Source organism: Pseudomonas sp. Root329 (assembly GCF_001424925.1).
Classification (GTDB): domain Bacteria; phylum Pseudomonadota; class Gammaproteobacteria; order Pseudomonadales; family Pseudomonadaceae; genus Aquipseudomonas; species Aquipseudomonas arabinosi.
On record NZ_LMCV01000045.1, the window covers coordinates 53823 to 66300 of the forward strand.

At 53.9% G+C, this 12478-nt stretch carries 8 protein-coding genes; 3 read left to right on the forward strand and 5 right to left on the reverse strand.

What is annotated here, in order from left to right; genetic code table 11:
- Nucleotides 1-18: 18 nt before the first annotated feature.
- Nucleotides 19-2112, forward strand: a complete 2094-nt coding sequence (locus tag ASC74_RS25730; protein WP_056745142.1) for a hypothetical protein — start codon at nucleotides 19-21, stop codon at nucleotides 2110-2112.
- 541 nt (nucleotides 2113-2653) lie between these two features.
- On the opposite strand, the gene ASC74_RS31710 is transcribed toward ASC74_RS25730, so the two are convergent.
- The 5 genes from ASC74_RS31710 to ASC74_RS25750 form a co-directional block, all read right to left on the reverse strand.
- On the reverse strand, nucleotides 2654-4120 hold the full coding sequence (locus tag ASC74_RS31710; RefSeq protein WP_156400855.1) for a hypothetical protein: 1467 nt from the start codon (nucleotides 4118-4120) through the stop codon (nucleotides 2654-2656).
- Between the two features lie 247 nt (nucleotides 4121-4367).
- The gene (locus ASC74_RS25735) at nucleotides 4368-4916 is read right to left on the reverse strand and encodes a cupin domain-containing protein (protein WP_007895886.1); all 549 of its coding nucleotides are present in this window, start codon (nucleotides 4914-4916) and stop codon (nucleotides 4368-4370) included.
- Between the two features lie 593 nt (nucleotides 4917-5509).
- Entirely contained in the window at nucleotides 5510-6808 is a 1299-nt protein-coding gene (locus ASC74_RS25740) for an NAD(P)/FAD-dependent oxidoreductase (RefSeq protein WP_056745144.1), read from the reverse strand.
- A gap of 52 nt (nucleotides 6809-6860) precedes the next feature.
- Nucleotides 6861-8351 carry an aldehyde dehydrogenase gene (locus tag ASC74_RS25745; protein ID WP_056745145.1) on the reverse strand — a complete coding sequence of 497 codons (1491 nt, stop codon included), beginning with the start codon at nucleotides 8349-8351 and terminating at the stop codon, nucleotides 6861-6863.
- 226 nt (nucleotides 8352-8577) lie between these two features.
- Nucleotides 8578-9954, reverse strand: coding sequence for a glutamine synthetase family protein (locus ASC74_RS25750; RefSeq protein ID WP_056745147.1), 1377 nt, complete (start codon nucleotides 9952-9954; stop codon nucleotides 8578-8580).
- A gap of 280 nt (nucleotides 9955-10234) precedes the next feature.
- On the opposite strand from ASC74_RS25750, the gene ASC74_RS25755 reads away from it, so the two are divergent.
- Nucleotides 10235-10996: a gamma-glutamyl-gamma-aminobutyrate hydrolase family protein gene (locus ASC74_RS25755; protein WP_056745149.1), complete on the forward strand. Its 762-nt coding sequence runs from the start codon at nucleotides 10235-10237 to the stop codon at nucleotides 10994-10996.
- Nucleotides 10997-11333: 337 nt separating this feature from the next.
- Nucleotides 11334-12476, forward strand: a complete 1143-nt coding sequence (locus ASC74_RS25760; RefSeq protein WP_056745152.1) for an ABC transporter ATP-binding protein — start codon at nucleotides 11334-11336, stop codon at nucleotides 12474-12476.
- The last annotated feature ends 2 nt before the right edge of the window (nucleotides 12477-12478 follow it).

Consider the following 12478-nt stretch of genomic DNA (forward strand, 5'->3'; position numbering starts at 1 on the left):
TATGCTAAGGAGTCGGATATGGAAATCGAAATCGCCAACTGCAACAATATTGATACGGGCACCCTTCATATTTCGCCCAACAGACTCAATATAAAATATGCAACCAACGGCACTGGCAAAAGCACCGTAGCAAGAGCCTTAGCGACTTCCACAACTGACAAACTTACGGGATCTAACAAGCTAGCCGAGCTTACCTCATTCAAAAACGCCGGCAACAAGGACATGCCCCCTAAAATATCAGGTACAGAACACATAACCAAACTTAGAATATTTGACGAATCTTACATCAACGATTTCGTTTTTCAACCTGACGAACTTGTGAAAGGGAGCTTCGATATTTTCGTGAGAGATAAAGAATACGAAGCAGGTATGGAGGAAATCAAAACCCTTACTAGTGACATGAAAGATCTGCTAGTAGCCGACCCCGAAATAGCAGTATTAATCTCTGACTTGCTAGAACTGTCAACTGCATTTGGAAAGCCTGTAAAAAATGGATTTCATGCATCAAGCAATGTCGCCAAAGCTCTCAAGTCTGGCAACAAAGTCGCATCCATCCCCGAGGGCCTTGAAAAATTTGCTAGCCTGATACAACACGAACAAAATTACAAATGGATTAAATGGCAGCAGGAAGGAAAAGCTTTTCTAGAAATCTCATCCGACTGCCCATATTGCACACACGACGTTCAAGACACACTCGATGTAATAACCCGAGTCACAGAAGCATACGATTCAAAATCCATTGAAAGCTTATCGAAAACTTTAGCAATCTTTTCAAAACTCAATAAGTATTTTTCAGATGACACACGCACCAACATCGATGGATTCATTAAAAATATCGACGGGTACACGGACAGTCAGGCGGAATACATTCGTGAGGTATGGGAGCAAATTGACCGCTTATCTACGAGCCTAAGAAAAGTACAAAATTTAGGGTTTTCATCTCTAAAAAACGTGGAAGTTATAATTGAGGAGCTTAGAAACCACAAAATACAACTCGAATTGTTTGTTCATCTCAACTCTCAGTCCACGGCTCAAAAAATAGAAATAGTAAATAAAGGAATTGATGGATTACTTGAGAAAGCAGGAAAGCTGCAGGGAAGCGTTGCAAAACAGAAACGCTTAATCGAGAAACTTATTCGAACTAACGGCACCGGCATTAATGATTTTCTACGGAATGCTGGATATAGCTACTCAGTAAAGCTGGTGGAGGATGGAGAAAGTTATCGATTGAAACTCATCCACGACTCTATTGACGGGGAGATTGAAAATGTAAGGTCCCATCTCAGTTATGGAGAAAGAAATGCATTTTCGTTAGTTTTATTTATGTACGACTGTCTAAAAAGCGAGGCCGAATTAATTATACTTGACGATCCAATCTCCTCGTTTGACAAAAACAAAAAGTACGCGATTGTTGATGCATTGTTTCGTAAAGAGAACTCATTTAGAGAAAAGACTGTTCTTCTTCTTACACATGACTTTGAGCCTGTCGTAGATATGATGCTTCATCACCCAGATCGCTTCATAAAACCTGCTGTTTTTTTCCTAGAAAACAATGAGGGTCAGTTGAGTGAAAAACTCATAGAACGAGCAGACATTCAAACCTTCATAGAAATAGCCATGACAAATTCCCGTACCGACTGCCATGAAATCAATAGATTAGTTTATCTTCGCCGTTACTACGAGATAACCGAAAATAAACAACTAAGCTTTGATATTCTTTCAAGTCTTTTCCATAAGAGATCCATTGCATCAAAAAAATCCGTTGGAGGTGAGCATATAGCTTTGACAGTAGATGAGTTCGAAGAAGGTACCGAACACATACGTAAATTTGTAGAAACCTTTGAATACGAGAGACTCATCAAGCTAATGCAAGATGACACACAAATGAAGAAACTATATTTTGATTCAAAAAACAACTACGAAAAGCTTCACATCTATAGAATGCTATTCGATGGCAAATCCAAGGACATTGAGTCAGATGTTATCCGAAAATTCATCAATGAAGCATTTCACATCGAGAATAACTATATCTACCAATTAAACCCCTCACAATTTCAGCTTGTTCCGCAATATGTAATAGACGAATGCGATGTGTTTGTAGAAAGCCTTTAGACATATTTATCGCGCATAAAAACCATGCACTGTAATACGTTTAAACAAAACAAGCTGACAGATCTATTTGTCAAATAGACCTATCAGCTTTTCTCTGGATATTTCACACACAAAACTGACAGTAATATGGTGATAACAGCCGGCCAGGAGGCGGACAAAAAAACCCAGATACGCTGGCAAGTCTTATCGGCCTTTACAGTGCAACAAAGTCAGCTAGCGGGAACTGTAATGGTTCTGCAACGATGTACCGTGTTGACGAAAAAGGCATATTGAAGTTGACAGGGTTACCGTTCCTATCACCGATTCCAATAGCAGAAACGCCCGCGAGTGGCCGAATGATTGACGACCTGAAAAAATGGAAAGACATTACCTAATGTCGCCGAAACTTTTACATGTCTTACGACCAGTAAATCCACAACCTTTTTGGTCTACGTGAAAAATCCGATGGACGTGATGACATCGGAGAACAGGGTCTGAAAAAGGTAACAGATCTGTTGTTTGAGCACACTTGCTCTCAAAATAAATCTGTCACCTTTCCCCCTTATATGGAAGCAACCGTCTTGGCAGACTTTCGAGATTTTTTTACTCCTGCGACAGCGATGGGAGCGAGCCTGCTACTAGGCACAAGACACAAATGGCCTTCACCAACGCAGCAACAGGAGCAACGTGGGTCGGACGACTTAATAGTGAACTTCAACAATGAATTGCCATTTCTGTGTGTGGCGTGACAGTGAGTGCAATCATGTCGATCTTGCGTGAGAGTCACATCCCAGCCTTGAAGCGCGTAGGCGTCAATTGCTGCCTGCTTCGGATGCCCGTAAGTATTGCCCTTACCAACTGACATAACGACCCGAGCCGGAGTACCTTTCTTCGGAGCTGGAACCGCGCTCGTCGTGACGTAAGAGCCGTGATGTGGCGCAACTAACCCTGCTAGCGGAGGCACTTTCTTACCCGCAAGACTTGGGATGGAGAGGAAGTCAGCATCACCAGTCAGAACCACCGCCGCGCCTCTAACATTTGGTCTTACAAACAAAGCCAGCCCGCTGTTATTTCGATCATCAGGCAACCCTTTCCCCGGTTTACATGCCTCCACCCAACCCGCTGCGAAGCGAATTCTTTTGGTGTTTGCAGGCCAAAGGAGCAGCGCCTTGAATCCATGAAAAAGATGCGTTCGTCCCAATGCTGCGCAAAACGCCATGGTCAGGGGGCCAAGCTTGTGCGCCGCCGCTTCGGGGGCTCGGGCTATCCAAAACCGGCTCAACGCATCCTGACGCCATTCATGACTGGTAGTCAGGTTATGAGAATTGAAAGCGCTTCTCTCAATCGCATAAGACCAGTGATCCATATCCCAGTGTGATAGGACGACTGGGGACGTCGAATGCATATGACAGGAGAACAAGTTAGGGGCAGATACTGGTCGGGTTGAAGCATGGAAGTTTGGAGCCCACCCCAAGTCGAAGAAAATGCGAGGATGTTCAAAAGAATCGATGATCGCATTGCAGTTACCTTGACCGACGTCATAGGCGGCAACTGCGAGACCGTGTGATCCTCGAAGCGAGGCATCCAATACTGCCGCAATGAAACCAGAGTATGCACGTTGCTCATCAAGCAACATGGATAATCGATCTAGTCGAGAACACAGTCGTGGCTCTAGGAACTCTATGCTCATTATGCCAACTTGAGGAAACTCAGCATTGTCGCCAAACAGAATCACACCTGCCTGTAATAGGTCCTGGTCACCGCTAGCGGTCACTTCGACACATACCCACCTGCCGTCGATTCGCTCAATTGTGGAAAATCTTCGCATTACTTCATTTAGCGGTGCTCGCAAGGTCAACAGACCTGAATCGCGAAACTCACCAATCTGCCAGTCATCAGGATATCGGTATCTATTGATGACGTCCTCCGCAATGCCGTCAAAAGTCACCCATTGCCCGTCTGGATCGCTTTCATCATTCAGCACTTCCGCTAGCGCAATAAAACGTCGACTTGTACGTTGCCCATCCATGTCGCACCCCTACCTTTTTTTGCGGTACCACCGCTTCGTTTAATCTATGAGTATTACGTATAAAAGTGCTCTGATATTCGCTAGACGTGAATATACAGTTGCCCCAAGGAATACAGCTGCTACAACTGTTCCTCCATAGAAAATATCTATGGAGGAGAAGTTTTCCAAACCCGTAGGACTTGTCAAAATAGCCAACTAGGCCAAGGCTAAAAACATTGGGGCAGGACGCAGACACCAAGCTAATGAATCAGAAGTTCGCGGGCGTATTCGCACTAATAATCTCCGCCTCATCCGCCCCAATATTCCGAAACCGATGCGGCAGCGTCGTCGGAAAGTAATACCCATCCCCAGCATTCAGCACACTAATCTGCCCATCAACAGTCAGCTCAACCGTCCCCCGCGTAACAAGCCCACACTCCTCCCCTTCCGAGTGCACAATCGGCTCTTCCCCGGAACTCGCCCCAGGCGCGTATTGCTCGCGCAACAAGCGCATCTGCCGACTCGGCACCGAAGCCCCGATCAGCAACAACCGCAACCCATGCCGGCCGAGATCCGGCTGTTCATTGGCCCGAAACACGTATTGATGCTCACGCGGCGGTTGATCAAAGGTAAAGAAGTCCGCCAAAGACATAGGAATGCCTTCGAGCAGTTTTTTGAGGGAGCTGACGGAGGGACTGACGCGATTTTGTTCGATCAGGGAGATGGTGGCATTGGTGACGCCGCTACGCCGGGCCAGCTCGCGCTGGGACAGTTTGTAGCTTTCGCGTACTAATTTGAGTCGTGAGCCCGTGTCCATGACAGCCTTATGCGAGAAATACTTAAGGGTTATGGGGGTGGATGGCGGGCGACTTTTGGCCGCGAAAACACCGCTTCCCTGTCCCGGAAATTTGAAAGGCGGGTATTAAATCACGTTTGGTGGTGTTGCTCAGCAGGTTCGATAAATGGTTGGGTAAAAAGGTTGTTTCGGCCTGAAGTTGGGTGGTTTGGCTGTGCGAATTGTGGATGCGGTTACTGGGTGTCAGGTGGGATTGATAGCGATTGGTATGGCCTCATCGCCAGCGAGCTCGGCTCCTACAGGGTGGTGGTGTGTCAGGCAGGATCAATGTTGGCAGTGCTGCCGTCTTCGCGGGCAAGCCCGCTCCCACATTTGGCCGGTGGTGTTTTTGGAATCTGTGTATGGCGCCGAATGGTGGTGATTGGGATGGCCTCATCGCGAGCAGGCTCGCTCCCACATTTGATTCGGGGTGTTCACCGGCGATCTCCTGTGGGAGTGAACTTGCTCGCGAAGGCGGTGTGTCAGCTACATCATTGTTGGATGTTAAGCCGCCTTCGCGAGCAAGCCCGCTCCCACAGTTGATCAGTGGTGTTTCCACATTATCTGCATAGGGCTTAGATGCCGAAACGGTCGCGCAGTGCGTAGTACGCGGCGCCCATGGCGGTGAGTGGGGCCTGGAAGGTGCGGCCGCCGATCATGGGCATGTGCGGGAGCGAAGCGAATGCGTCGAAGCGTTCGGCGTCGCCGCGGATCATTTCCGAGATCAGTTTGCCGGCCAGGTGCGAGCAGGTGACGCCGTGGCCGCTGTAGCCTTGCATGTAGTAGGCGTTTTTTTCGATGCGGCCGAATTGCGGCATGCGGGACATGGTCAGCAGGAAGTTGCCGGTCCAGCGGTAGTCGATTTTCACGTCCTTCAGTTGCGGGAAGGTTTTGAGGATTTTCGGTTTGATCAGTTGCTCGATGTCGTCCGGTTCGCGGGCGCCGTAGACCACGCCGCCGCCGTACAGCAGGCGGTTGTCGGCGGTGAGGCGGTAGTAGTCGAGCAGGTAGTTGCAGTCTTCGACGCAGTAATTGTTTTTGATCAGGCTGCGCGCAACTTTTTCGGATAACGGCTCGGTGACGACGATTTGCGAACCGCACGGCATGCTTTTACGCGTGACGCGGTTGTCGAGGTCTTGAGGCAGGTAGGCGTTGCCGGCGATCAGCAGGTACTTGGCGCGGACCACGCCTTTGGCGGTGCGTACGGTGATCGGTTCGCCGTAGGTGATTTCCACTGCGGCCGATTGTTCGTAGATTTTGCCGCCCAGGCCGATGATGGCCGAGGCTTCGCCGAGGGCCAGGTTCAGCGGGTGGATGTGGCCGCCCTGCATGTCGAGCAGGCCGCCGACGTAGTTGTCGCAACCGACTTCGCGTTTGATGTCTGCGGCGTCGAGCATTTTCAGGTTCTTGTTGCCGTAGCGTTCCCAGCTGCTTTTCTGCTCGGCCAGGCCTTTGAGTTGCTTTTTGTTCAGCGCGGCGAAGATGCCGCCCGGCTTGTAGTCGCACTGGATGTCGTAGTGTTGTATGCGCTGACGGATGATGTCGGCGCCTTCGAAGATCATGCTGCCGAGGACTTCGGCGGTTTTGTCGCCGTAGCGTTCTTCGATGACATCGACGTCGCGGCTATAGGAGTTGACCAGTTGGCCGCCGTTGCGACCGCTGGCGCCGAAACCGACTTTGGCGGCTTCGAGCACGGTCACGCTGTAGCCGGCTTCGGCGAGGAACAGGGCCGAGGACAAACCGGTGTAGCCGGCGCCGATCACGCAGACGTCGCAGTCCACCGCTTGTTCGAGCACCGGGAAGTCGCCGGTGAAGTTGCGGGTGGCGGCGTAGTAGCTGTTTACATGCTTTTGATTAACAGAGTCTTGTTTCATAGGTTTCTCCGATGGCCGCTGGCACGTGCCGGCGGCCGCCGTTGTAGAGGTGTTAGAGCTTGATCCAGGTCGCTTTGAGTTCGGTGTATTTGTCGAACGCGTGCAGCGATTTGTCTCGACCGTTACCCGACTGCTTGTACCCGCCGAACGGCGCGGTCATGTCGCCGCCGTCGTACTGGTTGACCCAGACGCTGCCGGCGCGCAAGCCGCGCGCGAAGGTGTGGGCCTTGCTGAGGTTGCTGGTCCAGACGCCTGCGGCCAGGCCGAAGATGCTGTCGTTGGCGATGGCCAGCGCTTCTTCTTCAGTGTCGAAGGTGATCAGCGACAGCACCGGGCCGAAGATTTCTTCGCGGGCGATGGTCATGGCGTTGGTCACACCGTCAAAAATCGCCGGCTCCACGTACAGGCCACCGGTGGCTTCGAGGGTGCGGCTGCCGCCAGCGATCAGTTGCGCGCCCTGGTCTTTACCGATCTGGATGTAGCGCAGCACGTTGTCCAGTTGACGCTGATCGACGACCGCGCCGACGGTGGTTTCTGGATCAAGGGCGTGCCCCGGTTTCCAGGCTTGCAGGGCTTCCACCAACAGTGGAATGAACTGCTCGCGAATCGAGCGCTCCACTAGCAAGCGCGAACCGGCGGTGCAGACCTCGCCCTGGTTGAAGGCAATCGCACCGGCCGCCGCTTGGGCTGCCGCGCGCAGATCCGGCGCGTCGGCGAACACCACGTTCGGGCTCTTGCCGCCGGCTTCGAGCCATACGCGTTTCATGTTGCTTTGGCCGGCGTAGATCATCAGTTGCTTGGCAATCGCGGTCGAACCGGTGAAGGCCAGCACGTCGACGTCCATGTGCAACGCCAGCGCCTTGCCGACGGTGTGACCGTAGCCCGGCAGGACGTTGAACACGCCTTTCGGGATGCCGGCATCCAGCGCCAGTTGGGCGATGCGAATCGCGGTCAGTGGCGACTTTTCCGAAGGTTTGAGGATGAACGAGTTGCCGGCCGCGAGGGCTGGGGCGAACTTCCAGCTGGCCATGATCAACGGGAAGTTCCACGGCACGATGGCGGCTACAACACCGGCAGGTTCGCGGGTGATGAGGCCGAGTTGATCGTGCGGCGTGGCGGCTACTTCGTCGTAGATCTTGTCGATGGCTTCGGCGCTCCAGCGGATCGCGTTGGCGGTCGCTGGGATGTCGATGTTCATCGAGTCGTTGATCGGTTTGCCCATGTCGAGGGTTTCGAGCAGGGCGAGTTCTTCCTGGTTGGCCAGGATGAGGTCGGCGAAGCAGATCAGGATGCGTTTGCGCTCGGCCGGGGCGAGTTTGGCCCAGATGCCGGATTCGAAGGTGCGGCGCGCGACGGCGACGGCCCCATTGGCGTCGGCTTCGTCGGTGCTGGCGACGTTGGCCAGGAAGCGGCCGTCGACCGGGCTCATGCATTCAAAGGTGTCGCCGCTGAGTGCCGAGAGGTATTGGCCGTCGATGAATGCGCGGCCTTCGATGGTTAGGGACTGGAAGCGTTGTTCCCAGTCGCTGCGAGTGTTTGTCATGGTTGTGACTCGACGCAGAGGAATAGATGATCGTTGGATTGGTGCCAGTCAATTGAGGATTTGAAATGCAATCCCTTGTGGGAGCGGCGGTGCGACGATTCGACTTGCTCGCGAAAGCAGTGTGTCAGGCGACATCATTGTTGACTGATCCACCGCTTTCGCGAGCAAGCCCGCTCCCACATTTGATAGGTGGTGTCTGCAGAGAATGCGTACACCACTTGGCTCATCAAACCGTGTGCAAGTACCAGTTGTACTCAAGGTCCGAAATAGAGTTCTCGAACTCGGCCAGCTCGCTTTCCTTGCACGCCACGAACACGTCGATGTACATCGGGTCGATGTAGCGCGCCATGACTTCGCTGTCGTCCAGCTCGCGCAGTGCATCGCGCAGGTTGTTCGGCAGGCTCTGCTCGTTCTGCTCGTAGCTGTTGCCTTCAACCGGTGCGCCCGGTTCGATTTCGTTGGTCAGGCCGTGGTGAATACCGGCCAGGACCGACGCCATCAACAAGTACGGGTTGGCATCGGCGCCCGCCACGCGGTGTTCGATGCGCACGGAGTCCGGCGAACCGGTCGGCACACGTACCGCAACGGTACGGTTGTCGATGCCCCAGCTCGGCGAGTTCGGCACGTAGAATTGCGCGCCGAAACGACGGTACGAGTTGACGTTCGGGCAGAGGAACGCCATCTGCGCCGGCAGGGTCTCGAGCACACCGCCGATCGCGTGACGCAGTGCGGCGTTCTGCTCGGGATCCTCGCTGGCAAAGATGTTGTTGCCTTCTTTGTCGAGAATCGAAATGTGCACGTGCAAACCATTGCCCGCCTGGCCCGGATACGGCTTGGCCATGAAGGTGGTGTCCATCTCGTGGTCGTAGGCGATGTTCTTCACCAGACGCTTGAGCAACACCGCGTAGTCGCAGGCCTTGATCGGGTCGTTGACGTGATGCAGGTTCACTTCGAACTGCGCCGGGGCGCTTTCCTTGACGATGGCGTCGGCAGGGATGCCCTGCTCTTTCGCGCCTTCGAGGATGTCTTGCAGGCAATCGACGTATTCGTCCAGGTCGTCGATCAAGTACACCTGAGTCGACATCGGACGTTTGCCGGACACCGGCGAGCGTGGCGATTGCGGACGACCGTTCACGTTGTCCTGGTCGATCAGATAGAACTCGAGTTCGAACGCTGCGCAAATGGTCAGGCCCATTGCATCGAACTTACTCACGACCTGACGCAGCACTTCGCGAGGGTCGGCGAAGAACGGCTGGCCTTCGAGTTCGTGCATGGTCATTAACAGTTGCGCGGTCGGGCGCTTCTGCCAGGGCTCGATGCTGAGCGTGTCAGGGATGGGGAAGCAGATTCGGTCTGAGTCACCGATGTCCAGACCCAGGCCGGTGCTTTCCACCGTAGAACCGTTGATGTCCAGAGCAAACAGCGACGCCGGGAGGTTAATGCCTTTTTCGTAAACCTTATGAAGACTGGTGCGCTCGATGCGCTTGCCGCGCACCACACCGTTCATATCCGCAATCAGAAGGTCGACGTACAAAACCTCAGGATATTTCTTAAGGAATGCGTTTGCTTCGTTGAGTTGAACGGTACGCAGAGGGACCGACATGATGCACCTATTAGCTGTTAATTATTATGTTCACTACCTTGTTGCGAGCCCAGTCAACCCGAACGGCAAAGTGAAGTCAATAGCGAACACTTGGCCTCTCAACCTTTATTTTCGGGCCTTTCTTGGGCACGAGAGTGCCAGATCAGTCTTGCGCACCGCGTAAACCCTGAAGATCGGACGTACGGCGTTTAGAATTTTTTACATGAGAGTTGTTAATTAAAATCAACAAGGCTAAGCTCCGGAAAAGCTCGTTCAAGTGTGAAACTTCGAGGTGATAAAAATGGCATTCAAGCCATTGATCGGCGTTACAGCGTGCGTCAAACAGATTGGCCTGCACCCCTACCATGTCAGCGGCGACAAGTACTTGCGTGCTGTCAGCGTCGCGGCTTTGGGGCTGCCGGTTGTCATTCCTTCCTTAGGCGATCTGACCGAAATCGATGACCTGCTCGCGCAGCTCGACGGTCTGCTGCTGACCGGCTCGCCCTCGAATGTGGAACCCTTCCACTATCAAGGCCCCGACAGCGCCCCCGGCACGGATCACGATCCGCAACGGGACGCCACCACCCTTCCCTTATTGCGTGCGGCCATTGCGGCGGGCGTTCCGGTGCTCGGCATCTGCCGGGGCTTTCAGGAAATGAATGTGGCGTTCGGGGGCAGCCTGCATCAGAAGGTCCACGAACTCCCGGGCATGCTGGATCACCGGGAAGCGAATCATCCGGAATTGGCGGTGCAATACGCACCGGCTCATGCGGTGAACGTGCAACCGGGCGGTGTGTTCGAGGCGCTGGATTTGCCGCAGGTGTTCCAGGTCAATTCGATTCACAGCCAGGGCATCGACCGACTGGCGCCCGGCCTGCGTGCCGAAGCGATTGCGCCGGACGGTTTGATCGAGGCGATTTCGGTTGAACACAGCCCGACCTTCGCTGTTGGCGTGCAATGGCACCCGGAATGGCAGGTTCTGTCGAATCCTCCTTATTTGAGTATTTTCCAGGCGTTCGGTGATGCATGCCGGCGACGGGCCGCGTTACGTAACAAGCGCTGACTTAACACTTGATTAATCAATTTACTGCCCCGTGAGTCAGGCGGGCGTGCCTTTGCGCGCCGGTCCCTCACGACAACAACAAACGCGATAACAACAAGTACCACCAGGCAGCCAGGACGGCGGCGCCGAATAAGCCCAGGCCGGACGATGCCAGTGAGTCAAACGCAAATCCAGGGTGGGAGCGGGCTTGCTCGCGAAGAGGGAGTGTCAGTCGACGTTGATGCTGCCTGATACGGGATCACCGTTGAATTGACTGGCGTCGTACAGCTCGGGCTTGCAATCAACTATTAAGTCAGGCCGCGTTGGCCCGACGACTGAAACCTGTTGGGAGTTTCACATGGCAAACGCCTCCAGCATCTACAGGAAGGCTCTTGAAGGTCACCAGTCACCGAAAAAGGTGCTGGTGAAAATCGACCGCGTCACCAAGAAATTCGACGAAACCACCGCAGTGGACGATGTCTCGCTTGAGATTCATCAAGGGGAAATCTTCGCCCTGCTCGGCGGTTCCGGCTCAGGTAAATCGACCCTGCTGCGCATGCTCGCCGGCTTCGAACGCCCGACCGAAGGGCGGATTCTGCTCGACGGTGTCGACATCACCGACATGCCGCCGTACGAACGGCCGATCAACATGATGTTCCAGTCCTACGCGCTGTTCCCGCACATGACGGTGGCGCAGAACATCGCCTTCGGCCTGAAGCAGGATCGTCTGTCTGCCAGCGAAATCGATGCCCGCGTTGAAGAGATGCTGCGACTGGTGCACATGACCCAGTACGCCAAGCGCAAACCCCATCAGTTGTCCGGCGGTCAACGTCAGCGTGTGGCCTTGGCTCGCTCCCTGGCCAAGCGTCCGAAGCTGTTGCTGCTCGACGAACCGATGGGCGCGCTGGATAAGAAGCTGCGTTCGCAGATGCAACTGGAGTTGGTAGAAATCATCGAGCGCGTCGGTGTGACCTGCGTGATGGTGACCCACGATCAGGAAGAGGCCATGACCATGGCCCAGCGCATCGCCATCATGCACCTCGGCTGGATCGCGCAGATCGGCAGCCCGGTGGACATTTATGAAGCGCCGGTCAGCCGCATGGTCTGCGAATTCATCGGCAACGTGAACGCCTTCGACGGGACGGTTGTGGAAGACCTTGAAGGTCACGCGATCATTCACAGCCCGGACCTGGAGCAGAAGATTTACGTCGGTCACGGCGTCAGCACCTCGGTGCAGGACAAGTCGATCACCTACGCCATCCGCCCGGAAAAACTGCTGGTCAGCACCACCAAACCCGATACCCGCTACAACTGGTCCAGCGGCAAGGTGCATGACATCGCCTACCTCGGCGGTCACTCGGTGTTTTACGTGGAGCTGCCTGGCGGCAAGGTTGTGCAGTCGTTCATGGCCAACGCCGAACGCCGTGGTTCACGTCCGACCTGGGACGACAAGGTCTACGTGTGGTGGGAAGACGACAGCGGCGTGGTACTGCGCTCATGAAA

Bases quoted from the DNA above. Each gene is read 5' to 3' on its own strand.
- ASC74_RS25730 (WP_056745142.1), top strand. From the start codon at position 19: ATGGAAATCGAAATCGCCAACTGCAACAATATTGATACGGGCACCCTT.
- ASC74_RS31710 (WP_156400855.1), bottom strand. From the start codon at position 4,120: ATGGATGGGCAACGTACAAGTCGACGTTTTATTGCGCTAGCGGAAGTG.
- ASC74_RS25735 (WP_007895886.1), bottom strand. From the start codon at position 4,916: ATGGACACGGGCTCACGACTCAAATTAGTACGCGAAAGCTACAAACTG.
- ASC74_RS25740 (WP_056745144.1), bottom strand. From the start codon at position 6,808: ATGAAACAAGACTCTGTTAATCAAAAGCATGTAAACAGCTACTACGCC.
- ASC74_RS25745 (WP_056745145.1), bottom strand. From the start codon at position 8,351: ATGACAAACACTCGCAGCGACTGGGAACAACGCTTCCAGTCCCTAACC.
- ASC74_RS25750 (WP_056745147.1), bottom strand. From the start codon at position 9,954: ATGTCGGTCCCTCTGCGTACCGTTCAACTCAACGAAGCAAACGCATTC.
- ASC74_RS25755 (WP_056745149.1), top strand. From the start codon at position 10,235: ATGGCATTCAAGCCATTGATCGGCGTTACAGCGTGCGTCAAACAGATT.
- ASC74_RS25760 (WP_056745152.1), top strand. From the start codon at position 11,334: ATGGCAAACGCCTCCAGCATCTACAGGAAGGCTCTTGAAGGTCACCAG.